The organism is Chryseosolibacter indicum (genome assembly GCF_018598585.1).
Classification (GTDB): domain Bacteria; phylum Bacteroidota; class Bacteroidia; order Cytophagales; family Cyclobacteriaceae; genus Chryseosolibacter; species Chryseosolibacter indicus.
This window is the reverse complement of the sequence record NZ_JAHESD010000011.1, coordinates 1-25,575: the sequence shown is the minus strand read 5'-3', so window position 1 is coordinate 25,575 and position 25,575 is coordinate 1. Positions and strand designations below refer to the sequence as shown.

At 38.9% G+C, this 25,575-nt stretch carries 22 protein-coding genes; 11 read left to right on the top strand and 11 right to left on the bottom strand.

The annotated features are described in order from the left end of the window. Nucleotides 1–275: 275 nt before the first annotated feature. Nucleotides 276–3,269 carry an AsmA family protein gene (locus KK060_RS07125; RefSeq protein WP_254153014.1) on the bottom strand — a complete coding sequence of 998 codons (2,994 nt, stop codon included), beginning with the start codon at nucleotides 3,267–3,269 and terminating at the stop codon, nucleotides 276–278. Nucleotides 3,270–3,576: 307 nt separating this feature from the next. On the opposite strand from KK060_RS07125, the gene KK060_RS07120 reads away from it, so the two are divergent. Then, nucleotides 3,577–4,419, top strand: coding sequence for a hypothetical protein (locus KK060_RS07120; protein WP_254153013.1), 843 nt, complete (start codon nucleotides 3,577–3,579; stop codon nucleotides 4,417–4,419). Here KK060_RS07120 and KK060_RS07115 read toward each other — a convergent pair. The 4 genes from KK060_RS07115 to KK060_RS07100 form a co-directional block, all read right to left on the bottom strand. Then, complete coding sequence (locus tag KK060_RS07115; protein WP_254153012.1) at nucleotides 4,416–5,117, bottom strand: OmpA family protein; 702 nt, start codon at nucleotides 5,115–5,117, stop codon at nucleotides 4,416–4,418. The two genes, KK060_RS07120 and KK060_RS07115, sit on opposite strands and share 4 nt — an antisense overlap. Before the next feature lie 24 nt (nucleotides 5,118–5,141). After that, nucleotides 5,142–7,175, bottom strand: coding sequence for an OmpA family protein (locus tag KK060_RS07110; protein ID WP_254153011.1), 2,034 nt, complete (start codon nucleotides 7,173–7,175; stop codon nucleotides 5,142–5,144). 114 nt (nucleotides 7,176–7,289) lie between these two features. After that, nucleotides 7,290–9,587, bottom strand: coding sequence for a patatin-like phospholipase family protein (locus KK060_RS07105; protein WP_254153010.1), 2,298 nt, complete (start codon nucleotides 9,585–9,587; stop codon nucleotides 7,290–7,292). Between the two features lie 120 nt (nucleotides 9,588–9,707). Further along, a complete protein-coding gene (locus tag KK060_RS07100; RefSeq protein WP_254153009.1) occupies nucleotides 9,708–11,078 on the bottom strand; it encodes an exonuclease domain-containing protein in 1,371 nt (456 codons plus the stop codon). Nucleotides 11,079–11,144: 66 nt separating this feature from the next. Here KK060_RS07100 and KK060_RS07095 point away from each other — a divergent pair, with 66 nt between their 5' ends. Beyond that, nucleotides 11,145–11,495: a phage holin family protein gene (locus KK060_RS07095; RefSeq protein ID WP_254153008.1), complete on the top strand. Its 351-nt coding sequence runs from the start codon at nucleotides 11,145–11,147 to the stop codon at nucleotides 11,493–11,495. 41 nt (nucleotides 11,496–11,536) lie between these two features. On the opposite strand, the gene KK060_RS07090 is transcribed toward KK060_RS07095, so the two are convergent. From KK060_RS07090 to KK060_RS07080, 3 genes are all read right to left on the bottom strand, one after another. Continuing rightward, nucleotides 11,537–11,881: a hypothetical protein gene (locus tag KK060_RS07090; protein ID WP_254153007.1), complete on the bottom strand. Its 345-nt coding sequence runs from the start codon at nucleotides 11,879–11,881 to the stop codon at nucleotides 11,537–11,539. A 63-nt stretch (nucleotides 11,882–11,944) separates the two neighbouring features. Then, nucleotides 11,945–13,132 (bottom strand): class I SAM-dependent rRNA methyltransferase, encoded by a 1,188-nt coding sequence (locus tag KK060_RS07085; RefSeq protein ID WP_302180024.1) that lies wholly within the window; start codon nucleotides 13,130–13,132, stop codon nucleotides 11,945–11,947. Between the two features lie 60 nt (nucleotides 13,133–13,192). Then, on the bottom strand, nucleotides 13,193–13,342 hold the full coding sequence (locus KK060_RS07080; protein ID WP_254153006.1) for a hypothetical protein: 150 nt from the start codon (nucleotides 13,340–13,342) through the stop codon (nucleotides 13,193–13,195). A 333-nt stretch (nucleotides 13,343–13,675) separates the two neighbouring features. Between KK060_RS07080 and KK060_RS07075 the strand changes: the two genes are divergently transcribed. The 3 genes from KK060_RS07075 to KK060_RS07065 all read left to right on the top strand — a co-directional run bounded on the left by KK060_RS07075 (nucleotide 13,676) and on the right by KK060_RS07065 (nucleotide 16,703). Continuing rightward, entirely contained in the window at nucleotides 13,676–15,172 is a 1,497-nt protein-coding gene (locus KK060_RS07075) for a Do family serine endopeptidase (RefSeq protein WP_254153005.1), read from the top strand. 15 nt (nucleotides 15,173–15,187) lie between these two features. Continuing rightward, a complete protein-coding gene (locus tag KK060_RS07070) occupies nucleotides 15,188–15,361 on the top strand; it encodes a hypothetical protein (RefSeq protein ID WP_254153004.1) in 174 nt (57 codons plus the stop codon). A 115-nt stretch (nucleotides 15,362–15,476) separates the two neighbouring features. Then, a complete protein-coding gene (locus KK060_RS07065) occupies nucleotides 15,477–16,703 on the top strand; it encodes a 4-hydroxy-3-methylbut-2-enyl diphosphate reductase (RefSeq protein ID WP_254153086.1) in 1,227 nt (408 codons plus the stop codon). On the opposite strand, the gene KK060_RS07060 is transcribed toward KK060_RS07065, so the two are convergent. Next, the gene (locus KK060_RS07060) at nucleotides 16,700–16,927 is read right to left on the bottom strand and encodes a hypothetical protein (protein ID WP_254153003.1); all 228 of its coding nucleotides are present in this window, start codon (nucleotides 16,925–16,927) and stop codon (nucleotides 16,700–16,702) included. The two genes, KK060_RS07065 and KK060_RS07060, sit on opposite strands and share 4 nt — an antisense overlap. A 94-nt stretch (nucleotides 16,928–17,021) precedes the next feature. Then, on the bottom strand, nucleotides 17,022–17,498 hold the full coding sequence (locus KK060_RS07055; protein WP_254153002.1) for an LEA/WHy family protein: 477 nt from the start codon (nucleotides 17,496–17,498) through the stop codon (nucleotides 17,022–17,024). 43 nt (nucleotides 17,499–17,541) lie between these two features. On the opposite strand from KK060_RS07055, the gene KK060_RS07050 reads away from it, so the two are divergent. The 6 genes from KK060_RS07050 (at nucleotide 17,542) to KK060_RS07025 (ending at nucleotide 24,209) form a co-directional block, all read left to right on the top strand. Beyond that, nucleotides 17,542–18,156 carry a 2OG-Fe(II) oxygenase gene (locus tag KK060_RS07050; protein WP_254153001.1) on the top strand — a complete coding sequence of 205 codons (615 nt, stop codon included), beginning with the start codon at nucleotides 17,542–17,544 and terminating at the stop codon, nucleotides 18,154–18,156. Nucleotides 18,157–18,246: 90 nt separating this feature from the next. Then, nucleotides 18,247–18,717 (top strand): DinB family protein, encoded by a 471-nt coding sequence (locus tag KK060_RS07045; protein WP_254153000.1) that lies wholly within the window; start codon nucleotides 18,247–18,249, stop codon nucleotides 18,715–18,717. A 31-nt stretch (nucleotides 18,718–18,748) separates the two neighbouring features. Further along, nucleotides 18,749–19,597, top strand: a complete 849-nt coding sequence (locus KK060_RS07040) for a dienelactone hydrolase family protein (protein WP_254152999.1) — start codon at nucleotides 18,749–18,751, stop codon at nucleotides 19,595–19,597. Nucleotides 19,598–19,797: 200 nt separating this feature from the next. Beyond that, on the top strand, nucleotides 19,798–22,530 hold the full coding sequence (gene polA, locus KK060_RS07035) for a DNA polymerase I (RefSeq protein WP_254152998.1): 2,733 nt from the start codon (nucleotides 19,798–19,800) through the stop codon (nucleotides 22,528–22,530). A 33-nt stretch (nucleotides 22,531–22,563) separates the two neighbouring features. Continuing rightward, a complete protein-coding gene (locus tag KK060_RS07030) occupies nucleotides 22,564–23,511 on the top strand; it encodes a threonine ammonia-lyase (RefSeq protein ID WP_254152997.1) in 948 nt (315 codons plus the stop codon). Between the two features lie 41 nt (nucleotides 23,512–23,552). Next, a complete protein-coding gene (locus KK060_RS07025) occupies nucleotides 23,553–24,209 on the top strand; it encodes a hypothetical protein (RefSeq protein WP_254152996.1) in 657 nt (218 codons plus the stop codon). Nucleotides 24,210–24,284: 75 nt separating this feature from the next. Here KK060_RS07025 and KK060_RS07020 read toward each other — a convergent pair. After that, the coding region (locus tag KK060_RS07020) for a M1 family aminopeptidase (RefSeq protein WP_302180023.1) at nucleotides 24,285–25,575 on the bottom strand (1,291 nt) is incomplete at its 5' end.

Sequence of the window (25,575 nt, the reverse complement as noted above, 5' to 3'; positions counted from 1 at the left end):
CTTAAAGCAATTACTTTAATTACTTAATGTCATATACACATAAATACTGTGTACATGAAAGGAATAAGTATGAACAGTATCCAAAGAATTGTTTTTCTCATAACCACTGGGTAAAAGTGAACGTTAATACGCTGATATAAAAGCAGTATTTCTCAACCTTCGAATAACGATCATATAGCGCGATGAGCGTAGAATTACAACGATAAAATGTAGTTACCAGAAATATAAAAGCCTTCCAAATGGAAGGCTTTTATGTATCTCGAGATTGCACGATTTTAGTTTTTCTTTTTCAGCAATCCCTGAATCTTTTTCTTCGCTTCGTCTTCTACCTGTTTTTTTACATCCTGAACAGTAGGTGCAGGGTTGGTAGCTTTTGCAGTATCGGTTTTTGTAGCAGTAGAATCTTTCTTATTGCTCTTGCCCAAAATACCTCCAATTATCTTTTCAGCTTCTGTTCCCTTTACAGCTTTCTCCAATGCCTTTGCTCCCTCTTCTTTGGCAGCATTTGTCACCGCCTCCTTAGCTTGTTCTTTTTGTTCATCTCCAATAAGACTCGTTTTAGGATCGGCAAATGTACCTCCAAGTCCTATTGTAACCGGTATAGGCGCATTAGGGTCTGTCTTGGTGTTAGTATACTTTCCTACAAAGCTGTTAAGCTGACTTGTTAATTTATTTGCAGGAATGTTCATTTTCAACGTATAATCAATAGTTCCGTCTAAGGCAGTTGAACCTGCCACGGTAGTTTTATATGATCCGAAGTTAACGTCGAAAGGCTTTACACTCAATTTTCCTCCTTCTATAGAAGCAGACATTAATACATCTTTAAGGTTTACTTCATCTGAATCATTAAGTTTTGTTAATGACGTAACTCCTGCAACGAGTTTCGACTGCTTTAATGAGGCCTGCGCAATTTTTATAAGACCTCCCCCATTCACTGTTGCCAGGTTTGGCATCATATCTTGTTTCAATTCCCCTGCTATTTTAAAATCGGTATTGAATTTACCATTTACAAGTCCTGCAATAGGAGCATAGGTTTGAACTACAGAGAATGACGATGCTGCCTGCTGAATTGCAAGGTTATCTATTTTTAATGCAAAGTCGTATTTAGGATGATTAACATCTTTTGTGTTATAAGCTCCATTAACCACAAAAGAACCACCCAGCATGTTAAACTTCAGGTTACTGAGGTTAGCTACACCATCTTTTACAATAATATCACCAACTGCATTCGTAATGTTGTAATCCATCATTTTAACAGATTTAACATTAGAAGTAAGAATGAAGTCAATATTGTTTGGAATTGGAATTACACCATAAGAAGCAGTATCAGTAGTTGCAGTAGCAGGCACTTCAGTGTCAGTCATAAACTCATTTAAATCCAGAAGATTCGAACTAAAGTTTACCTTACCTTTTATGGTTTCATTTCCAAACACATAAGCAATGTAGTTAGAGATAGCTCCCGTAACCACGAAGTCACTCTTTCCTATTTTACCATCCAGGTTCTTTAACTCAATCTTCTTCGGATCAAACTGCATTGAAGCCTGGCTAAGCGTTACTTCGGGAAGATCTTTCGTAATGTATTTAAAGTCTTTTAATGACGCTGAACCACTGGTAGGAAGTTTATCGTACCGTTCGGCCTGAACATCAGAATACTTTCCTTTAGTCTGGAGATCTGCATTGATTTTTCCAGCTAGTGTCATTCCTTCAATCGGGAAGATTTTTGTTATTTTCTCAAGGTCTATACCACCTTTGGCTTTTAAATCCCAGTTGTAATCATCAAGGTTCTGGAGCAAGAGGTTTGCGTTAAACTGCTCCTTATCAAGTAGGAGAGAGAAGTCCTGTACGTTGATAACAGTTTCCGCCATTTTACCAGTTGCATTTTTTATGGTAGACGTGAACCGCATATTCTCTAACGGCATAGGGAAGTCTTTGGACTTAACATACCCACCTGCAAGGGCCATATTTGCGTCAATGGCAGGAATGGTTTTCTTCAAACTATCGTAAATACCTTTTGCTTTCAAATTAACCGAATAGTTACCCTTCATCTCTAAGCCATCCATAGGGAACATTTTACTTAATTCGTTAAGATTAAGTTTGGCTGCAAGGCTGGCATCTACGTTGGTAGGATACATTTTTGTTACTAATGCACTTGCATCTACAGGATTCGATCCAAAATCGAGGTGAAGTTTTTTCAGGTTAATTACTGTATTGTCAATAATACCATCCTTGTTATCTACCAAGAGATCAACATTGATGTTGCTGATGGCAGTAGGAAGATCAGGATATTTGAACATAGCGTTATTAACCAAAAGGTTCAGGTTAAACGCAGGCATCTGCTTTTCGCTGTATGTTCCCTTTACGGCGCCTTTAAAGGATAATTCTCCCTCTGTTTTAATATCTTTAAAATCCTTTGAATAAATTCCAGGAACAAGCGATAAAAGACTTTTAAAAGAGCTTTCTGGTGAATTAAAAGTCAAATCCATTCCAAAGTCATTCTCATTCATCTTAAACCAACCATCAAAATGCACTGCGAAGTCGTTTATTTTGGCTGTATTGTCTTTAAAGGTATATTTTGTATATCCTTCACTGATGGTTAGTGTTGCGTCTATCTCAGCCTTCTTATTCGTTAAATATTCAACACCGTCAAACGAAGTTGTAACAGTATCTGCAGTAGTGCGGGTTTTTAAATCAAAAACATCCTGGGTAAAATCACCACTACCGCTATGGTTAAGTCCTTTTACTACCAGTACATAAGGCAGCGATTGATCATTATAAGTAACATCAGCATCAACTATTTCCCAATGATCTATACCAAACGAGAATTCTGTAGTATCTGTTGTTGATGTCGTTGTGGTATCAGTGCTTGGATAAGCAATATCATAGTTAGCACGGCCGTCGGGTAGAACTTTAATGTTAATAACAGGTTTCACTAAAGAAATGCCTTTTACCCTAAGCTGATCTCCCAGTAAATCCATGATGTTAACGTCAACAGTAAATTCCTGAGTTGCAAAAAGCACCTGACCTTCAAAAGGAGCCCTGTTGATTACCCCAACTTGTTTTAATTCGGCCGTTACATTAGGGAAGCTTCTGAATAATGTAACATTAAAATCCTCGAAGAATACGTCAGCGTTTACTGATTTCGCTATTTCTTTTTCAATAGCTGCCTTTATTTCGTCTTTAAATACGATAGGCAGAATGAATGCTGCTGCAAGTATAAGTACAAGGAGGCCGCCCAGTACTATAAAAACCCATTTGAATATTTTCTTCATAATTATTTTTTTCAACGAAAAAATCGGGTGTAAATTTAGTAAACACCCTAGTGTATTTTTAATCGGCTATTTTTTTGATTGTAAGAAATCTTGCAAAACCTTCAAATTACGCTCCAAATATTTCCCAGCTATACCCTTAACAGACTTTACCGGATACCAAGCCATCTTGTTTATTTTCCGGAAGGGGGTAAGAGCTTTCTCTTCTAAAAGTGCAATTGGCATGTAAATATTACTTCTATGTTAATAAACCTTGTAAAATATTAAGGTTATGTTAAATTTGGTAACGTAATATTAACATTGGCGTAACATGAGGGTGAAGGTGTTGTTTTTATTGGTGCCAATTTTATTTCTTCGAGGCACATATGCTTCTGCTCAGGTTGATAGAGGCATTTCTTATTATGTAAACCTTTTTTCCGAAACGGATAATACATCAAGCTCTTTAGATGATGACCTTAAAAAGTTCGTTCAGCAGCTAGCACGAAAAAGAAATTCTAAATCAGAAAAGCAGTTTCTCGAATATCTCTTTTCAAAAACGCATCGTCGTTACCTTAAAAATTATACAGAATACGCAAGCTTTGGTGAGCTCGCTGAAAATGGAACGTATAATTGTTTGACAGGTACCGCTCTTTATGCGTTACTGCTCGATCATTTTAACATCGAACACAAAATAATTGAAACGAATTACCATATTTTTCTACTGGTAAAAACAAATGATGGAGCAGTTCTTTTCGAGGCTACTGATCCTGCTCACGGCTACGTAAGTGATGAAAGAGAAATGGTGAGACGAATTTCTTTTTATAAAGAAAATAGAATTGAACAGAAAGAAAAGGACAACGAAAAAACCTTATATCAATATCAGTTTAAGCTTTTTAATACAGTATCACTAAAGCAAATGGCAGGGTTGCTACACTATAACATGGCTATTGAAGCATATAACGCACAAGAACTGACAGGTGCTATTAACCATTTGGATAAGGCGATAGCTGTATACAATTCACCAAGAATAGAAGAGTTTTCTAAAATTGTGCTGCTCTCTGTAATGCAGAGTGAACTGGATGCCTCTACCAAGGAAGAGTACGTAAAGAAAATTCAATTGTTAAGAAAGCAACGTATTCCTGCTATTGCAAGCTCATCCTTCTTAGCCGATTAATTCTGAAGGATCCGTACCTCTACCCTTCTGTTCAATCGATGTGCCTCTGGTGTATTTTCCCTGGAGAGAGGTTGTGTACCACCAAAGGCTTTTGTTTTAATTCTCGACCTTGTTATCCCTTTATTTGCAATGTAGTCCCTTACAGATTCAACCCTCGATTGTGACAATTTATAATTTACCTTTGCTTCACCCAGGTAATCGGTATGGCCTTCAAGTTGTATTACCATCTTTGGGTTTTCAACCATCATGTCAACGAGTACGTCGAGCTCACTGTAAGATTCAGGATCTATTTTGGATTTGCCGACCTCAAAAATAAGATTGTCCAATCGCATTACTTGCCCGATTGCATGTTTGGATTCTCCTTCGCTGCTTAACTCCACATCTTTAATTACTTTATTGGCGGAGTCAGCACTGCTTGGATCAAGCAGATATTTGACAGTTGAGAAGCCGGTAGCTTCAACTACAATTGCATACTTCTCATTATCAAACATTGGAAAAGAGTAAGTGCTGTTGTTAATAACGCCAATTCTGCTGCCATAAGGTAGTGATTGATACGTTATTCTTGCATTTACTGGTTCTTTGGTTAGTGCATTAACTATTTTTCCTTCTGCATAGATTACATTATCCGGGTTTTGTGCTATACTACAGAAGCTAACCAGGCTAAGCACTAAAGTTGAATAAAGTGAATGTCTAGTCATAGTGGGGTTAGAGGTTTTCTTATCCTATATCTTCAATATCTTAAACTCTACACGTCTGTTTTTTTGGCGCCCTTCTTCTGTATCATTAGAATCAAGAGGTTTTGCTTCTCCATAGAATTGAGCCTTTAATCGGTTCTTTTGTACACCTTTACTAACAAGATATTGAATAACTGATTTTGCTCTTTTTTCTGACAGCGTTAAATTAAAAGCGTCTGAACCAATTGCATCAGTATGTCCTGCTATCTCAACCTGCATGCCAGCTTTTTCTTTTAACAGTTCTGCAATATGGTTAAGCTCAAGAAAAGACTCTGGTTTAAGAGTTGCTTTATTAAAATCAAAGAAGACGTTATTTAATGCAATTGTTGCGTCTTCCTTTACAGCTACAACCTTGATCGGGTCAAGATTAAAATCCTTCTGGTCAATAACTTTATCTGCAGTAATATTTCTTAAATCCAGGTTCTGGCTTCCGGAAATTCTGTCTTTAGATTCTGCTCTTACCGCATACATGTGCCCACCTGGCAACTTGATCTCATACTCGCCTGTTTGCGGATTTGCCTGCGCTATTCCCATTTCCTTTCCGTCAGGTAGTCTTTCATATACGATTTTCCCTGTAACAGGTTCGCCTGTTGTGGCATCAATAACTTTACCACGTACTGTTATCCAGGGTTCTGGATTCTTTACAATCGGAAGTTTTACCCTGAAAATGTCAGTATTCTTTTCACTTACCCCTCTCGAGTAGTAAGCATACTCACTTGATGCGGGAATATTAAAAAAGAGGTCTTCCAAAGGAGAGTTAATTTCAGGGCCAAGGTTCTCTGGTTCTGACCAACGGGTCCATGTGTCATCCAATCTTCTTGTTACGTAAATATCGTTGCCTCCGTAACCACTAAATCCTTTAGAGGAAAAATATAGAGTCTTCTCGTCACCAGCGAGGAAGGGAGCGGATTCTTCACTTGCAGAATTAACTATATCACCTATGTTTAATGGCTCCGTCCAGATGCTGTCACGACCCATAAAGCTTACGTACAAGTCTCTATCACCATAAGAATCTTCACGTTCAACAGACATAATTAAGGTCTTCCTGCTATTTGAAAGAAAATAGTTTGCCTTCTCGTTAAAATTGTAATCGTTCTTAATATTTAACGCAACAGGAGATGACCATTGGCCATTAATATTTGAACTGATAGAAACACCAGCTACCATCTTCCCATTTCCAATGTATTTGTTCCCTAATACCATAATGGCAGATTTTCCATCTGGCGTTACAGATTGTATGGTATTTAAAAAGTTAGGTCCTTCATTGTTAAACTTTGGACCCATATTTTTTGCAAGTTGCCATTGGCCTGCAGAGTCAAGCTCGGAGAACCAAATGTCTTCTTTGTCTTTTACGCCACCGATATTGCCAGGATGTCCTTTTCTGCTAAAGTATAAGGTCTTGCCATCCGGAGACAACAATGGGTTCAGCTCATCATATTCACTGTTAACGTTCTTATCCAATGCTTCAATTACAATTCCTGAAGCTAAAAGTTTAAGCTTTGGAATGTCCGCAATAATGGGATAGTTCGAATCCGAAATAGCTACTGCATCAATACCAAAATAATCAGGCAAGGCAGCACCATCAAATTCAAGTTTTACGGCAGCAACTTTGTATGGCGTTTGATCTGTAAAGATATTTAACATCCTTCCTTTTAAAGGAATGGCCATTGGGTTAAGTGTATTAATTACATGTTCCTTTCCTGATTCATCATAAACAAGAACACGATACAGGGCACTGGGATTAAAAGACTCTGCAATTGCGATTTGCTTTATTGAAATAGGATTAGCGAATCCAAGTTTTAAAAACTCTTTACGTTTAGGCTTATCTGGTGTCCACGCATTGGGACTTTGGCCTCCCGCAGGAAGCACATCAGGTTTTCCCAATGCTTGTCGTGCAGCGTATTGCACTGATGTCAGTTCAGAAGAAAAATCGAGTACTTCAGATGCCCACTGAACTGTTTGTGCTGATGATGAAAAAGAAATTACTACTGAAAACAAGAGGGGGAATAAAAGTCTCTTCATGAAGGGTTGGAATTTCAAATTACCGTTAAACTTACTTAAAAATTATAAATGCCAGAAGCAGGAATTATTAATATAAAAAATAATTCCAACTGAGTATGCTTTGCTTTCTGTTCTCTATTCCAATGAATGCTTATTGTATAAAAGGAACCCTGCGTGAAGAAGAACGCCTAGTTTGTTCTCTTTGTCGTCATAATAATTAACACTTAATGAAATTGGGCCAATTGGAGAATGCAGTACTAGCCCTGCAGTGCCAGAGAAGTATATTGATTTAAGATCTTTTACTGCGACAGTCTCCTGGTTATTAGTTTCTTTAAGGTATTCAATCGGTTTAAAAGCATAACCTTCTAAGCGAAAGTCTAAACGGTTTTTAATGCGAAATACATTTCTTGAGCCTGCGGCGAGAAAGTTGAACGATCGGAAGTTTTCGAGTAATAGGGTTCTGCTATCCTGTAAAGGATAAAATGCAGGGGCGTTAATGAGTGTTCCCTTATAATTTTGAAAGAAAGGTTGATTAGATAAAACTCCCTCAAGATAGACCCCTGGCCTGAACCACCCTGCATTAAAATATTGTTCAAGTGATGCCTTAACTCTAAACCATTGGTGATTTGCTTCTACAGTACCTTCTTCTACCGATGTGTTCCCCGGCTCAAGTTCTTCATTTATGTTAAAATATTGGGCAGTAAGGCAATAGTTTTTGCCTGATGAAGCATATTGTTTGCGATTTAATGTGTTGGCTGAAAAAATAAATTCTGTTTTAAAGCCAGTCAACTTCAACGCGTCTAAAGTATCACTACTTACAAACACATTTCTATTGCTATAATCATCTCGGTTATTAATTCCTACGATGCCAATGGAGTTCTTAAAAAAGCTTCCCATGGGCCATCCAACATGAACACCAAATAATCTGTTTACTCTTCTTAACACGGTGGGAGAACTTACCTTTTGTATCAGGTCATCGCTTTCAAGATAGTCCCAGGTATGGTAGCCAATAATGGGTTCTACATACATCTGAAAAGGAAAATCCAATCTTGTTTTTATTTCCGCAGCCTTGTAAAAGTTTCCGGTCTGGAAACCTCCGTAGATATGGAGTAGTTGATTATTAAAGTTGTATACATTCAGACCCAGAAAAATATTACTTATATCTCTTGAGGCTATAACACCACCAAATTCTACCTGGAAATTTTTCTGTGGGCGCCGTGTAAGTTGAAATTGGAAACTTCTGTTTAGGGAATCAAATAGAATGTTGGGATATACATTGTTGAAATACTGCTCAGATACCAATTTAAAGTAACTTCTCTTTATTTTACTGAATGATAAAGGCTCTGGTTTAGCAGGATTGTAATGAAAGATATGCTGAAGATATTTTCTTTGTTTCGAGTTAAAACCTTTAAATTTTATCTCATTGAATATAAGTGGTGCATTTTTATTATTGAACTCATTCCTGCGCGACGTAACCTCTTCACATGATCTTGTTGTTGTTATCTTTGATTTGATCTCTTCAATTTGCCGAAGGGTTTGAACATAACCACTATCTACCAAACTCTTTGCACGCGCAAAATCAAAGGATGTATAACCTCTAAGATCAGGCTGAATATAAACTCCATTTTTTGGTACACTGGCCGGATCTGATTTATCCAATAGCAGAAAGAGAAGTGAGTTTGCAATTAGTTTCTCATCAAGGTCGTAGGGGTAATCATTATATATCTTAGAGGAAACATTGCATCCAATGATAACATCGGGCTTAAAAACATCCTGGGCAACATCAACAGGAAAGTTATTATACACACCTCCATCAAATAAATATTTTCCTTCAACCCGTATTGGGTTATAAAAGAAAGGCACGGTCTGCGTTGCTCTTAGCGCGTCACTTAAGAGCCCTTTTTCAAGAATGACTTGGTTTTGCGTAAAAATATCTGCGGCCACTACTCTTAATGGCACAAATAAATTATCAAAATCCTTCTTTGAGATAGCCGATGCCTGTGCCACTTGTTCTGTCAATGCGAAATTCAGCGATACATCGCTTGCTATGCTTGTATTAAGTTGAAAGTTAAGAATGGAATCAAGAGAGAGATTAACTTTTAAAAAATTAGGGTTTACTTCCCCTTCATGGTAATAGTAGTTGTATCCTGTTTCAGGAAGCCCATTTACCCAACGAAGAAATTGTTCTGACAAGACAATGTTTTCGATCTGATCAGGACTCATTCCTGCAGCATAACATCCAGCGATAATACCCCCCATTGAGGTACCTACTACATAATCTATTGGAACCTCATGCTCTTCAAGTGCTTTAAGTACGCCAACATGCGCAATTCCTTTGGCAGCACCTCCGCTCAGTACTAGCCCAACCTTTTGTTGGCTGTAGGTTTTAATACCACACAGCGATAATATGACGACTAAGAGAAAGTGCTTCATAGAGCATGGGGTCTAAACAATTCTTCTTTGCAAAGAGAAGAAAATTATCAATACTATTTTAACAATTTACGCATCTGATAACAAGCTAAAGTGAAATTACGAACGGCAATTAGATTAGTATTAGAATACTACTACCTGAGACCCACGTGGATTCATTAGGTATGAGTTAATAAGGTTTTGAACGGTTGGGGTCTCAACGCCTTTTTTAACAAAGTTACGGGCACTTTCCAAATCAGAAATTGAGGCTTGCCTGTCGAAAAATCCAAATCCAAAATAGTTACCTTGTTCAATCAATACTAATGATTGTTCATCTAAGCTTCGTCCTTTGCCAATAATGGCAACGGTATTACCTGTTCCTGCAAATGATTGTATAGCTTTTTGAATTTTCTTATTGTATTTCTTTGCGGTTTCCATTCCCATACACGCACCGCAGCATTCTCCTGTCTGATAGTCGAAGCATAATCCTTTTGCTACCTGTAATCCGCAAAGTTTGGGGCATAAGTCAAATTCCCGAACTTTAGCCCAGAGAAAATTCCAAGCATCACCTTTTGAAGTGAACTTTATTAAGGGCTTGGCGCCTCTTGTTACCTGGTTAACAGAAAAACGTTGATATCCGCTTCTATCTTCGTAATCGTAAATGCCCCATTCTTCAACACGAAACTTTTGAGCCTGATTATACTTAGGCCATAGTCTTCTTATTTCCTGCGATTCAAGAATTAATGCGATCAGTTCATTTCCTGTTAATTCATAGCTTATGTGATGAATTTCATTTCTGATTTTCGACCGGCTCCATTCCCGTGCATCCCCCGTGAAGTGACCTGCAATTCGTTTTTTGATATTTACGGCCTTTCCAACATAAATTACATTACCTCTTGCATCGTGGAAGTAGTAAACGCCACATTGCGCTGGCAGCCTATCAAATGCTTCTTTAGGAAGATTGGGCGGCAGAATCGTTTCGCCTGAATTTTTCTTTAATGTTTTAAGGATATATCCGTCTCTGTCACGTTGGAGAAGTTGATCAAAGATTTTAGCCGTAGCAGCAGCATCTCCACCAGCACGATGCCTGTTCAGAATTTCTACTCCTAAACTTTCAGAAAGACTACCAAGGCTGTAAGAACGAAGACCAGGAATAATCTTTCGGCATAACCGTACGGTGCAAAGCTTTTTGCTCTGCCAATTGATTCCTACCTGTTCAAATTCTTTTTTAAGAAACGAATAGTCAAAGTGCGCATTGTGTGCTACGAAAACTTTTCCCTCAAGACGATTGTAAATATCCTGTGCTACATCTTCGAAAGAAGGCGCAGTCAGAACCATTTCGCTTGTAATTCCTGTTAAACCGGTAATGTAGTATGGAATATTTCTACCCGGATTAATCAGGGTATGGTAAGAATCTGTAATGTTGATGCCATCATGATGATATATCGCTATTTCTGTAATGCGATGGTTCTCGGCATATCCTCCTGTCGTCTCAATATCAACAATAGCATACATGCTGCCAATTTAAAATTTGTGCTTTTCACATAAAAGCGGATATTGATACAAATTTTTCTAATTGTAATGAATTTCATTATCCGCTTTCTGCTCAATGGTTTAGCTATTGTGCTTACGGCTTATTTGCTCCCGGGCGTTGATGTAGAGGATTACGGCACCGCACTTATTGTTGCGGTGATACTTTCTATTGCAAATGTGATCGTAAAACCGATCCTTATCGTTTTCACTATTCCTATTACAGTGCTAACGCTTGGGCTGTTTTTGTTAGCTATTAACGCAATTATTATCTTGTTTGTAGATTATCTTGTTTCTGGGTTTTACTTTAATGGTTTTTGGTGGGCTTTACTGTTTAGCCTAATACTGTCGATCTTTAACAGTATGTTTAGCGATCTTGCGAAAGACAAAAAAGATAATTGAACCACCGGCAACTGGAGGTTAATATCAAAATCTAACCGAAACTAATTCTTGGTTTTAGCATCCAGGGTGCTTATGCATGTGATTTCCACGGTTGCACCGCTCATGCAGGTAGTTACTGATGCTGTAAGTTTGTAATCAATAAGTACAACTTTGCCTTCTTTAAATTCAAAACCGGAGAGCGCATCTTTATCTTTGCCTTCAGTGTGTGTTGCACTTAAGACAGGCACCAGTCGAGATCCATCTTCCAGTTCAAATACATAACCACATCCGTCGAGCCCCGTCAGATCTCTAACTGTAGCTTTTGTTTTACACGATGCTTCAGCGTTCTCTGAGCAGTTTGAAAACGAAACAGCAACCAGAAGTGAAAGTAACGTAAGAAGTTTCATAGTAAATAGTTACAATTCTTAGACACCTGCAGACGTTGACAAGTTGCAAAGCACGATTTGTCCTTACTCCACGTAAAGAACAAGTCCTTTCAAATATTCACCCTCCGGATGAAAAATAGAGACCGGATGGTCGGCAGGTTGTGAAAGGTGATGCAAAACTTTTATTTGTCGGCCTGCATGAATGGCGGCAGAAACAATGGTATCATAAAAGAGCTGGCGATCCACAACCTGTGAACATGAAAATGTAAATAAGATTCCTCCCTGCTTTATTTTTTTCATAGCCTCTGTGTTCAGTCTCTGATAACCTCTTACAGCCTGATGCCGGGCATCTCGGTGTTTTGCAAAGGCGGGAGGATCTAAAACAATGACGTCATATTCATCTTGCTTATCTTTTAGATAATCAAAGGTGTCTTGCGCAAAACATTGGTGAATGCTTTTATCAAAGCCATTAAGTTCAAGATTCTTCTCTGTTAGCTCAATAGCCTTCTGTGATGCATCAACGGAGTGAACCAAAGATGCCTCTGCATGGAGGGCATATATTGAAAACCCACCGGTATAACAGAAAGTGTTCAAAACTTTTTTGTTCTTCGAGAAACCGCCGAGCAATTTTCTGTTTTCCCGCTGGTCAAGGAAGAATCCTGTTTTCTGTCCCTGTTCCCAGTCAATATAAAACTTGACATTATTTTCAAAGATAATGTGCGGTACTACAGCCATTCCATGAAGGTATCCTTCGGTATTGTCGTCACGCATTTTGCCTGGCAACGTACCATGACTTTTGTAATAGATCGCTTTAAGATGGAATCCAAAAACTTTCTGAAGGGCTTCAGAAATCTTTTCTCTATCATTATGCATTCCTGCAGAGTGAGCCTGTATTACAACAACACCGTCGTAATAGTCTATGATTAGCCCGGGCAACCCATCACCTTCAGCGTGAATAAAACGATAGGCATTGGTAACATCGGAAGGGAGACCACTGGCGTTTCTCAGCAAAAGCGCAGCATAAAATCTTTTAACATAAAAATCATCTTCCGGAGGTTGAATTTCAAAAGAAAGAATTCGCACAGCGATGCTTCCATTTTGATAGTGACCAAAACCGAGGGTAGTACCTTTAAAATCCAACACCTCTACCCATCCACCCTCTATTGCGTTACTTTCTATGCGTTGAATAGCACCGGAAAATATCCATGGGTGAAGCCTTTGTATCGAAATTTCTTTCCCTTTCTTAAGAAAAACTTTTGCGTGAATTATCATACCTCACTTGTTGGAGGGCAAAAGTATTGAAAAAGAATGTACCTCGTGTTTGAGAATAGATTAGAATGAGAGCGAGAACCAAATAACGGTAAGAATAAATACAATAGCCCAGATAAAAAGAGCGATTTTTAACTTCCTCAAAAGACGTTTGTCAGCGTTCTTCTCTTCTTCTGCAAGGTGCATTTGCCATGTACCGTAAAAATCTTCCATTGGATGATATGAAAACCTGTTCTATTACCCACTATGACGTGAGCAGCTAATCAAAAGTTGTAATTTTTTAAGAAATACCTAAAGTGGGGTGAGGGCTATCTTAATTGTAATATAAAACTCCTTCAACCAGCTTGCAGCTCCTGTCCGGGAGGTTAACATTACAGCTGGTGTAATTTACTAACACCGTTAAAAAAATACCTGCCCTCGAATAAACTAAACTCCGAAGATTTTCGTACTTATATCACGAATAAAAAACTGACAAAATTTCGCTTTAATTTTTCTGCCTGGTTTTTGTTTATTTAAAAGTAAAAAATAATTAAGAAAGTAAGTCCTATGAGAAAATTTGGATCTCTTTTTCTCGCAGCCGTATTAGGAAGTGTTTGTACGGTTGCTTCATATCAATGGTTGGAAGGTGAAAAGGAAAATGTGAAGGTTGAGCATATCGCCAATATACCAACCTCTAAAGTTGCTTATACAGTAGATGAAGATGGCAAAGCAGTGCCTTTGGATTTTACAGTAGCCGCTGAAAAAGTAATGCCGGCCGTAGTTCATATTCGTTCAACGCAAGAAGGCACTTCACGGAAAAGCAATGGTAGAGAGGAATATCAATTTGATCCTTTTCGTGATTTCTTCGGACCGCGTTTTCAACAGCAGGGCCCAAGTCAAAGTACTGGCTCTGGCGTAATCATTAATGAGAGCGGATACATCGTGACGAATAACCACGTAGTTGAAGGGGCTGATGTAGTAGAGGTATCGTTGACCGACAATAGAACTTTCAAAGCAGAAGTGATAGGTACAGACCCAGACACGGATATTGCTTTGATAAAAATTAATCAAAAGGGTTTACCTTATTTGTCTTTCGTGGATTCAGATAAGACCAAAGTTGGAGAGTGGGTTTTAGCAATTGGTAATCCCTTCAATTTGAACAGTACCGTTACAGCCGGTATCATTAGTGCTAAAGGAAGAAGTATAAATATACTAAGTCGCAATAGCAACAACGGACAGGGTAGTACAGCAATAGAATCATTCATTCAAACAGATGCTGCTATCAACCCGGGCAACAGTGGCGGTGCGCTAGTCGATCTTCAAGGTGGTCTGGTTGGTATTAATACTGCTATTGCAAGTCCTACAGGGTCTTACTCAGGTTATGGTTTTGCAGTTCCTTCAGATATTGTGAGCAAGGTAGTTGAAGACCTTCTGAAATTCGGTACAGTACAACGCGGATGGCTGGGTGTTTCTATAGCAAGTGTTAACAGCGACCTTGTAAAAGAATATGACTTAAGTGTTAATGAAGGAGCTTATATATCAGCTTTCGCTGATCAAAGTTCTGCTAAAGAAGCCGGCTTGAAAGAAGGGGATGTTGTAATAAAAATTGATGAAACACCTATTCGTTCAAATACAGCTTTAATTGAGTATATTGGAAGACGAAGACCAGGTGATAAGGTAAACGTTACAGTAAACAGGAAAGGTAAAGAAATGACAATACCTGTTGTGCTGAAAAATAAGGAAGGAAAAACGGATGCTGTAAAACCGGAAGAACGTGAGGGTTTTGCAACACTTGGCATAGAATTAGAAGATATTGATGCAAAAGTTCTAAAAAAACTCGATATTAATAGCGGTGTTCGGGTGAAAGATGTAGGTAATGGTAAGCTTGCAAAGTATACCGAAATGCGTGAAGGCTTTATCATTACAAAAGTTAACGATACCCCGGTCAAATCCGTTAAAGAGTTTAATGAGATACTAAAGAAAAAGAAGCCAGGTGAGTTAGTAATTCTCTCAGGAACATATGAAGACTTTCCAAGAGAATATAACTATGCTTTGAGAATGTAAATTGTGAATAAAGATATGAGAAGACTGTTTAGGAAAGGCGACCGAGTTCGCAGTAAAATTGATGGAAAAGTAGTTGAAGTTTTAAAGTACATCAAAAAGAATTTAGTAGAGGTAATGTGGTTTGACCTTGAAAAGAAAGAACCCAGAACAAATACAATAGAAGAAGATAAGCTTTCCAAAGCAGCATAGTATTGAAGAGAGACGCGTGTTGTTCATGCGTCTCTCTTTTTCTTTCAGGGTTTGAACAAACCTTATAACTTTGGGGTTAAAGACATGAAAAATGTCTTGTTAAAATCCTACTGTTATCAAAAAGTTCGAGATACCCGCCTATTACCGGTCCTCTATTACCGGAAAAATAAAGGAAGCCAGAAGACTTAAAGATCTTCGCAAGCAAGACTTTACCCCAACATTACTTGATTTTGGCCCGGTAAAATTCTACTTAGCTCGCCATTTCGGCTTTTGTTATGGTGTTGAAAACGCTATCGAAATAAGCTATCGTGCATTGGAAGAAAATCCATCAAGAAAAGTATTTCTCCTCAGCCAGATGATTCATAATCAGGAAGTGAATAACGACCTGCAAAGCAGAGGCATTCAATTTATAATGGATACTGATGGAAAGCAATTTATTCCCTGGGACGCAATTGGGCGTGACGATGTTGTTATTATTCCGGCTTTTGGCACCACAGTAGAAATAGAGCATTTGCTGCTCGACCAAGGCGTTGAAGTTCAAAAGTATAATACCACATGCCCTTTTGTAGAAAAGGTTTGGAACAGAGCTGATAAGCTAGGGAAAGAGAACTACACTGTAATTATTCACGGTAAGCCAAAACATGAGGAGACCCGTGCAACATTTTCTCACAGCTCACAGGGTGCTCCATCTGTTGTAGTACGTGACATGGAGGAAGCAAAACGATTAGGTGCCTACATTACTGGTGAGAAACCCGTACATGAATTCTATCAGGAATTCGAATCGCGCTATTCATCAGGTTTTAACCCAGAAATACATCTTAGTCAGGTAGGTGTGGTCAATCAAACAACTATGCTCGCAACTGAAACACAAGCTATCGCTGATTACTTCAGGCAATTGATGATAGACAAGTATGGCATATTAAATCTTAAAGAACATTATGCTGATACAAGGGACACTTTATGCTACGCCACCAATGACAATCAGGATAGTACTTATCAGCTTCTGGAAACCGACGCTGACTTAGCAGTTGTTGTTGGCGGATACAACAGTTCAAACACCTCCCACATTGTAGAGTTGTGTGAAAGGAAATTTCCGACTTACTTCATTAATTCAGAGCAGGAGATAAAGTCACAAACAGAGATACATCATTACGACTACCATCAGAAGCAAAAGAGGATTACACATAACTTCCTTCCTGAAGAAGAAGTAAAAATAATCCTCACTAGCGGTGCTTCTTGTCCTGATACACTTGTGGACAGGGTCATGCTCCGCTTCCTGGAATTTTATAATTCCGCAAAGCCTTTATCAGAAGTAATTGAAAGCTATCGCCCTGGCGCTTAACCTTTAGCTTTCTTTTCAGCAGACTTAGGTTTCTCTACAGGTTTACCATTTTTGTGTTCACCAAGAATATATACGTCTTTTGTATTCTGATACATTCTTGCCGCCTGCATCATTGCTTCATGTGTATCACGAATAAGAATGGTGCCGCTGTCAGCGCCTTTATTTCTTACTTCAAGCCAAAATCCGTCTTTTTTCTTTTTAGGTAATACTGGAGGTCTTCCCATCGTAAATTGATTTTTTGTAAATAACTGAAAGCTAGGGCAATTAGTTCGAATTTGCTAATCTCATTGTTAATGGCCCTGGCTCAACTTTGTTTTTTTATAATCCTAATCGTACTTTACTCTTGTAGTCAACCGGCACTTTAAATGGTACACCGCGGTACGAAAGCTTAATCTTTCCTACGTACTGAATATCAAATTTCTTTCCGCCTATCACCCCGAGAAGGGTTTGTAAACCGCCAAGCTCCTTCATGTTTAGCTTTACTTCCAGGGGAACCGAAAATTCTCCATTCGCCGGAATCTTTACTTTGTAGTCTTTATCTACAACCCCTGCTTTTCTCCCATTCACAAAAATCTCAACATTTATGTTTTTGAGTCTTCCACTAATATTGTTAGGATTATAGAAGACAGCTTCAGCTTTTAGCATAGGGTCAGAACTTGCATCGGCAACTACATCCTTTATCTGCCTTAATATAATTTCCTCTTTTGGACGCTCGCAACTTAACAACGAAAACGTAAACACAAAAACCAGGAGGATAAAACGGCCGCTAATTGCTTTAATTACTAACGATTTCATAATACTGCTGTAAGTATAGTTAATTACCCTGTAAATTTGCTATATGGATGCCCTATTCGATTCTATTGCCGATAATATTGCTGAACACGGCTTTGCCGTTGCCGACAAATTTTTAAGCCAGGATGAACTGAACAATATTCTTACCCTAGACGACTTCAAAAATACAGCCAATCATTTTAAAAAGGCGGGTATTGGTAAGCAGCAGGGACTTCAGATTAACGAAGCTATCCGGGGCGATTACATCAAGTGGGTTGATAAAGAAGCTTCGCCGGCACCCCTTCAGGTTTACGTTTCCAGGCTAGAAAGTCTTGTTCAGTATCTGAACCAGGCCCTTTTTCTGAGCCTAAAAGATTTTGAGGTACACATGACCGTTTACCCTATTGGTACCTTTTACAAAAGACATTTAGATCAATTCAAGAAAGACGATCATCGTAAGCTCTCGGTAATATGCTACTTAAATGAAGGATGGAAGGAAGAACATGGAGGCCAGCTGAGGATGTATTTACCTGAAAAAACCGCTGATATTTTACCTGTGGGAGGCCGTTTAGTATGCTTTAGAAGTGATCAGATAGAGCATGAAGTTTTACCCGCTACGCGTGAAAGGTATAGTATCACCGGCTGGATATTAGATCAGTATATCGCGTTAAAGCATCTTTAATCGGCTGCAGCAGGATAAAGATTAAATCACTTTACACTTTATATGCAAAAGTGTTTCCTTACCAGCGATTCAAACGTAAATTGCTCCGGTATGAAAAAATATTTTTTAAAACTTTACCGATATAATGCCTGGGCAAACAAACGAGTAATATCAGCACTGGTGAAACAACAGGTTCATGATGAGAAAATTCTTTCATTACTCGGCCATGTTGTAGCTGCACAATTCCTCTGGCTCCACCGAATTAAAGGGCTACCTGCCCCGGATGTTAAACTGTGGGGGGATTATACTTTGGATCAACTTGTTTCAATGGCCGAAAATGCGGGTCAACAATGGCTTGAGTTTGTAGAAAGCACTGAGAACTTTGACTGGGAGCTTACTTATAACAACTATGTTAAAGAACCCTATACTAATAATGTAGAAAACATTATGATCCATCTTGTCAATCACTCATCTTATCACAGAGCACAGATAGCGATGCTGCTTCGCCAAAAAGGATATGATCCAATAAACACTGATTTTATAACTTATGATAGAGTTATAACAGGACAATTGAAAGACTAGACATTTAGTGAACACCAAAGCAATTATAAACATGAAAAAAGTAATTATACTTTCTATTGCGATAATAGTCGGAAATATCGCAATGGCGCAGAGTGATGCTATTACCGTATGTCACACGTCTCCAACAGAGAAGTTTGCCATGTTTGCTTCCAATAAAGATTTTAATGCTGAACATCAAATACCTCGCGTTTATCGCCACGTTTCTGAAGAAGGCGGAAAGATGATCAAATTTCAGACGCCTGATGGGAAGGAGGCGAATGGCTACTACCTGAAAGCGAAAAACAAAACAGACAATTGGATACTTGTATTTCAGGAGTGGTGGGGTTTAAATGACAACATCAAGAGACAATCAGAAGAACTGTATAAGGAATTGGGAAACGTAAATGTATTGGCCTTAGACATGTATGACGGCAAAGTTGGATCCGACAGAGAAACAGCAGCACGTTACATGCAGGAATTTAAGCAGGATAGAGGTGATGCCATTGTAAAAGGTGCGCTTCAATTTGCTGGTAAACGTGCGAAGGTTGGTACGTTAGGCTGGTGTTTCGGCGGAGGTCAGTCTATACTTGCAACATTAAATGCGGGAAAGCAGGCAGTAGCCTGTGTTATTTATTACGGCATGCCTGTTGATGACGTGGCAAAGCTAAAGACATTGAATACAGACGTGCTTGGAATATTTGCAACAAAAGATAAATACATTTCACCTAACGTGGTGCAAAAGTTTGAAGAGAGCATGAAAGCTGCAGGTAAAAATGTGACTGTTAAGAATTACAACGCTGAACATGGATTTGCTAATCCAAGTAACGAGATTTATGATAAAGAAGCCGCCGCAGATGCCTGGAAGCACACCGTCGCCTTTTTCCGGGGAAGACTAAAATAGTTGTTTAAGCTGCATCGGTTATTTTTAAGTTATAGCATCAAGTAAACAGACCTTTAAGGAGTCATCCGTAAAGGTCTTATTTTTTGAAAGGTTGTGAGATTTATTACAACATAAACTGATGTCTTCCTCGAATAAAAATTATTTCAAATTTATAACTCTGAATTAGAAACTTGGGTTTCAATTCATAAGTTGCAGAGAATATGAGTACGCCTAAAAAGAAACTTTTTCTACTGGATGCATATGCCCTTATCTACAGGGCTCACTTTGCTTTTACTAAAACACCACGAATTAATTCAAAAGGAATTAATACTTCGGTGCCTTTTGGCTTTACAAATACACTACTTGAAGTAATACAAAAGCAAAAGCCTACCCATATAGGTATAGCTTTCGATACAGCTGCAAAAACTTTTCGTGATGAAATATTTACAGAATATAAAGCCACACGGCAAGAAACACCGGAAGATATACGCTATGGAATTCCAAAGGTTAAGGAAATCATAAGAGGTTTTAATATTCCTATTCTCGAACTGGATGGTTACGAAGCAGATGACATCATTGGTACGTTGGCTTCTGAAGCATGTAAACGTGATTTTGAAGTTTACATGATGACTCCCGATAAAGACTTCGGTCAGTTAGTAAATGAGTGTGTGTTTCTATATAAGCCAGCATACATGGGCAATGCCGTGGATGTGCTTGGGCCTAAAGAAGTTTGTGAGAAGTGGGATATTGAAGATGTTGCGCAGGTAAAAGATATCCTGGGACTTCAAGGCGATACTTCTGACAACATCCCTGGTATTCCAGGCATCGGACCGAAAACAGCAGCAACATTAATCAAGCAATATGGTACTGTTGAGAACGCTGTAGCACATGCCCATGAGTTGAAAGGAAAACAAAAAGAGCTATTGGAAAAGTTTGGCGAGCAAGCCATCCTCTCCAAGAAACTTGCTACCATTATTACGGATGTTCCTATCGAATTTGACGAAGAAGCGCTTTTATATACAGGACCTATCACCGATATATTGAGACCTATCTTCGATGAATTGGAATTTAAGAGTATTGCATCGCGGGCATTTAATGAAGAAGGAGGATCTGCTGCAGCTGCACCTAAGGCAAAGCAAAATGCACAGCTCTCAATGTTTGGAAGAACATCATCAGAGTCTGCTGCAATAGCAAAAGAAAATTTTAATCCTGAGAACACTAATTACTTCCTTGTTGATCTACCAGAGTTGCGTAAGGAGTTACTGGATAAAATTTGTGCGCAACAAGTGGTTGCGGTTGAAGCAATAACAGATAACGCCTCCAATTTTGATTATCAACTGAAAGGCCTAGCATTTTGTTATCAGGCCAATGAAGCGCATTTTATTCCTGTTACCAATGCAGAGGAGGCCGAAAAAATTGCAGCAGAGTTTAGTGGCTTTTTTAGCAATGAGAATATTCTAAAAGTAGGCCACAACATAAAAAGCACATTGCTAATACTAAAGAAGTTTGGTATTGAAGTATGCGGAAACGTTTTTGATACAATGCTCGCGCATTACCTGATTGAGCCAGAAGCTTCTCACGATTTGCAAATACTGGCTTCTCAGTATTTAAATTATGAATTGTTGTCTGATCCGGATTCAAAACAGAAGAATCAGGTATGCGAACGACTCGACAAGATCTTTCAGTTACGTGAGCCATTGCAAAAGGAAATTGAGCAACGCGGGCATATCAAGCTGATGAATGAAATTGAGATGCCCCTGGTTAAAGTACTTGCAGCAATGGAGTTTGAGGGCGTGAAGGTAGACATTAAGGCGTTAAATAAGATGTCAGAGGAACTTCGTGCTGAAACTGAAATCGTACAACGTGCCATCTATGAGATTGCTGGTGTTGAATTTAATATCGGATCACCAAAACAACTTGGAGAAGTTCTGTTTGATAAAATGAAGCTTGGTGACAAGCCTAAGAAAACCAAGTCTGGACAATATGCTACCGGTGAAGATATCTTACTTAATCTTGCCAGTGAACATGAAATAGCAAAGAAGATTTTAGATTACAGGGTCTATGACAAGCTTCGCTCTACCTATGTTGAAGCGTTGCCTAAAATGATCAGCCAATATGATGGAAGAATTCATACGGACTACAGGCAGGCCGTGGCAGCTACAGGCAGACTAAGCTCAAACAATCCGAACCTTCAGAATATTCCCATCAGAACGGATAAGGGCAAACAGATAAGAAAAGCATTTGTTGCCCGCAATGAAGATTACCTTTTCATGTCGGCAGATTATTCTCAGATAGAATTAAGAATTGCAGCTTCTTTCGCGAAGGATGAAACCATGATTGAAGCTTTTCGTACGGGTAGAGATATTCATACAACCACTGCAGCGAAAGTTTTTAATGTGCCGTTAGACCAGGTTACTTCAGACATGCGTAGAAAAGCCAAAGAAGTTAACTTTGGAATTCTGTATGGTAGCACAGCTTTTGGTTTGGCTCAGAATCTTGGCATTTCGCGCAGCGAAGCTTCAGAGATTATCAAAGCGTATTTCCAGGAGTTTCCTGCTATAAAGCGTTACATGGATGAGTCAATTAACGGTGCACGTGAAACAGAATACGTACAAACTATTTTCGGACGTCGCAGATATTTGAGGGATATCAACTCAAGGAATGTTTCTACAAGAGGTTTTGCAGAGCGTAACGCTATAAATGCACCTATACAAGGTAGTGCTGCAGACATCATTAAAATTGCCATGGTAAATATTCACGAATGGCTGCGTAAATCGAAATTAAAAACGAAGATGACCATGCAGGTGCATGACGAACTTGTTTTCGATTTACATAAAGATGAAGTTGATATTGTAAAGGAGAATGTAAGACAGCTTATGTGCGGTGCGGTTCAGCTGGAAGTGCCGATGGAAGTTGAAGTGGGTGTTGGGGATAATTGGTTAGATGCGCATTAATGTTTAAAGATTAATATCCAACATTTATTTCTAATGATAACAAGGCAATCCATTATTGATGCACATGAAAGGATAAGACCTTATGTGCATCGCACACCCGTAATTACATCCCAAAGTATAGATGATATTGCAGGATGTAAAATCTTCTTCAAGTGCGAAAACCTTCAGAAGGTCGGAGCATTTAAAGCCAGAGGAGCAATGAATGCCGCGTTATCATTATCAGAAGAAGAAAGAAAAAAGGGAATTGCAACGCACTCCAGTGGCAACCATGCGCAGGCTATAGCAAGGGCGGGTAAGGTGTTGGGTGTTAAATCATATATAGTAATGCCACGGACGGCACCTGCCATTAAGAAAAAAGGTGTACAAGGTTATGGTGGTGAAATTTTTGAATGTGAACCAACACTTGAGGCTAGAGAATCAACATTGGCAGATGTTATTAAGAAAACTGGCGCGCATGAAATACATCCGTTTAACAACTATGATGTTATCACTGGCCAGGCTACTACTGCAAAAGAATTGTTTGAAGAACAAAATAACCTTGACGTGATTATTGCACCTGTTGGTGGGGGCGGACTACTCAGTGGTACTGCAATGGCTACGAAATATTTCTCGCCTTCTACTTTAGTGTATGCCGCAGAGCCTGAAGGTGCTGATGATGCTTATCGCGCTATGCAAAGTGGTAAAATTGAAAAATCACAAGCTAATTCAATAGCAGATGGTTTACTTACTGCGCTAGGCGAAAAAAACTTTCCCATCATTAAGGAAAATGTAAAAGCAGTGATAACCGTATCAGACCAGGAGATAATTGAAGCCATGCGTTTGATATGGGAGCGCATGAAACTTATTGTAGAACCATCAGGGGCGGTTCCCCTCGCCGCAGTTTTAAAGTCGAAAGAAGAATTCGCTGGTAAAAAGGTAGGAGTAATATTCTCCGGAGGAAATGTTGATCTTGAAAAAGTAACAAAGCTTTTTATACAATGAGTTTAAAGGTTTATCTTTATATAAACCTTTAAACCACCCCCATGTATTTTAAAAGATTCCTCCTGATCGTTACGATCATGTTTTCTCTGTCCAATTGTGGTACGATTGTAGGCGGCTCCCGATATATAGCATCTGTTGAAGTCGACGACCACCCTAAAGCTAAGATTTATTATAATGACCAATTCCAGGGAACAGGCGTTGCCAAGTTTAAAGTGAAAAGGGTTGAGGCAAACAATTTTGTATTTGAAGTTAAACAAGACGGTTGCCCAACGCAATCATATTCCTTTGTATCACGTAAGTTTAGAACTGGAGCTTTTATTTGCAGTCTGTTGTTTTGGTCTTTTTCGCCAAGCACCGGAGCACCATTTCCCATACCCGTCGGTGGTGTGGTCGATTTAGCCACGGGAGCCGTATGGAAACCGGATAATACGGAGTTTGGCGTAACAAAACTGAATTACAAAAATTTCAAATACACTGTTGATTATACCAACTGCCCTACTCCAGTACCCAAGAAACCTATTGAGCTAATTGTTGATGTTGTGTATCTTAAAAATGGCAGTAGAATTAAAGGACTTATAACCGAAATGATTCCCTCTCAACATTTAAAGATACAAACTAGTGATGGAAGCCTTTTTGTCTTTCAGATGGTAGAGGTGGAGAAGGTTTCCAAAGAAACAATAGAGACTGCTATGGATTAACATATATTTGATGTGTTAAAACAATAAAGGCCACCACATTATGTGGTGGCCTTTTTAGTTTTACGACTGCAATGATTAATTCTGCTTTTTAAATTGATCGAATCTGGATTCTACGGGCTTCTTCGGGAATACATTGTTGCTCATCTCTGTATCTGCCAGTTCGAAGTTAGGGTCGAGAACAATGTTAACAACCTCTTTCTCCTTTACAAATACTTTCGTTATCTCGTTTTCATTTATTCTCCAGATCTCTGCAGGGATTCTCTCTATTTCTTTAGAACCATCTTTGTAAGTCCATTCAATAACCAATGGCATTACCAGACCACCAACGTTTTTAAACTTGATCTGATAAATGTTTTTGCCTTCTAATTTCTGTCTGATCGCATTGTCATCTACGCGACTCTTAAACTCGCCATAGAATTGATCGGGTGTATTGATCAGTGTAAATTCTTCTGGCCCGTTGCTAAAATCATTTGTGTTCTTGTTTGCGGATGACGCGTTCAGGTCACCGGCTTTTACATTCTTGTTCTTGTTTTCAAGATCTGTTTTCTCCGTTTTCAGCTTAAACCACTTTACTTCATCTACCGCAATGTCTACGCGATCTGTTGAGTAGAACCATCCGCGCCAGAACCAGTCGAGGTCTACCGCTGAGGCATCTTCCATAGTTCTGAAGAAGTCAGCAGGCTTAGGGTGTTTATACATCCAACGTTGTGCGTATTCTTTAAATGCTTTATCAAACAACTCAGGACCCATTACTGTTTCGCGGAGAATATAAAGCGCAGTAGCAGGTTTATTGTAAGCATTGTTACCTATCTGGAATAGCTCAACATTATCTGCAGTACTCATTACAGGTTTCAAAAAGTTCTTGTCGCCCTTCATGTAGGGTACAATGTCTTTAGTGGTAAAGTCCCAGCCATAGCGTTGCTCTTCTGTCATCGATTGAAGGAAAGTGTTCAGACCTTCATCCATCCAGAACCACTGACGTTCATCTGAGCTTACGATCATTGGAAAATAGTTGTGACCTACTTCGTGAACAATGGTGCCGATCATTCCTTTCTTAGCACCCTCACTCATCTTCCCGTCTCTCGGTCTTCCGCCATTAAAGCTGATCATCGGAAATTCCATTCCTATGTTTGATGTGTTTACCGAAATTGCTACGGGATAAGGATAGTCGAATGAATATTTAGAATAGATTTCCAAGGCGTTCTTTACTGCCTTGGTCGATTCTTCCGGCCATACAGGAAGCCCTTCTTTCGGGTAGAAAGACATGGCCATTACAGTGTTGGTGGGAAGTTTTACAGCTTGCGCATCCCAGATGAATTTTCTTGAACTCGCCCACGCAAAGTCGCGAACATTATCAGCTTGGTAT

Bases quoted from the DNA above. Each gene is read 5' to 3' on its own strand.
- KK060_RS07125 (WP_254153014.1), bottom strand. From the start codon at position 3,269: ATGAAGAAAATATTCAAATGGGTTTTTATAGTACTGGGCGGCCTCCTT.
- KK060_RS07120 (WP_254153013.1), top strand. From the start codon at position 3,577: ATGAGGGTGAAGGTGTTGTTTTTATTGGTGCCAATTTTATTTCTTCGA.
- KK060_RS07115 (WP_254153012.1), bottom strand. From the start codon at position 5,117: ATGACTAGACATTCACTTTATTCAACTTTAGTGCTTAGCCTGGTTAGC.
- KK060_RS07110 (WP_254153011.1), bottom strand. From the start codon at position 7,175: ATGAAGAGACTTTTATTCCCCCTCTTGTTTTCAGTAGTAATTTCTTTT.
- KK060_RS07105 (WP_254153010.1), bottom strand. From the start codon at position 9,587: ATGAAGCACTTTCTCTTAGTCGTCATATTATCGCTGTGTGGTATTAAA.
- KK060_RS07100 (WP_254153009.1), bottom strand. From the start codon at position 11,078: ATGTATGCTATTGTTGATATTGAGACGACAGGAGGATATGCCGAGAAC.
- KK060_RS07095 (WP_254153008.1), top strand. From the start codon at position 11,145: ATGAATTTCATTATCCGCTTTCTGCTCAATGGTTTAGCTATTGTGCTT.
- KK060_RS07090 (WP_254153007.1), bottom strand. From the start codon at position 11,881: ATGAAACTTCTTACGTTACTTTCACTTCTGGTTGCTGTTTCGTTTTCA.
- KK060_RS07085 (WP_302180024.1), bottom strand. From the start codon at position 13,132: ATGATAATTCACGCAAAAGTTTTTCTTAAGAAAGGGAAAGAAATTTCG.
- KK060_RS07080 (WP_254153006.1), bottom strand. From the start codon at position 13,342: ATGGAAGATTTTTACGGTACATGGCAAATGCACCTTGCAGAAGAAGAG.
- KK060_RS07075 (WP_254153005.1), top strand. From the start codon at position 13,676: ATGAGAAAATTTGGATCTCTTTTTCTCGCAGCCGTATTAGGAAGTGTT.
- KK060_RS07070 (WP_254153004.1), top strand. From the start codon at position 15,188: ATGAGAAGACTGTTTAGGAAAGGCGACCGAGTTCGCAGTAAAATTGAT.
- KK060_RS07060 (WP_254153003.1), bottom strand. From the start codon at position 16,927: ATGGGAAGACCTCCAGTATTACCTAAAAAGAAAAAAGACGGATTTTGG.
- KK060_RS07055 (WP_254153002.1), bottom strand. From the start codon at position 17,498: ATGAAATCGTTAGTAATTAAAGCAATTAGCGGCCGTTTTATCCTCCTG.
- KK060_RS07050 (WP_254153001.1), top strand. From the start codon at position 17,542: ATGGATGCCCTATTCGATTCTATTGCCGATAATATTGCTGAACACGGC.
- KK060_RS07045 (WP_254153000.1), top strand. From the start codon at position 18,247: ATGAAAAAATATTTTTTAAAACTTTACCGATATAATGCCTGGGCAAAC.
- KK060_RS07040 (WP_254152999.1), top strand. From the start codon at position 18,749: ATGAAAAAAGTAATTATACTTTCTATTGCGATAATAGTCGGAAATATC.
- polA (WP_254152998.1), top strand. From the start codon at position 19,798: ATGAGTACGCCTAAAAAGAAACTTTTTCTACTGGATGCATATGCCCTT.
- KK060_RS07030 (WP_254152997.1), top strand. From the start codon at position 22,564: ATGATAACAAGGCAATCCATTATTGATGCACATGAAAGGATAAGACCT.
- KK060_RS07025 (WP_254152996.1), top strand. From the start codon at position 23,553: ATGTATTTTAAAAGATTCCTCCTGATCGTTACGATCATGTTTTCTCTG.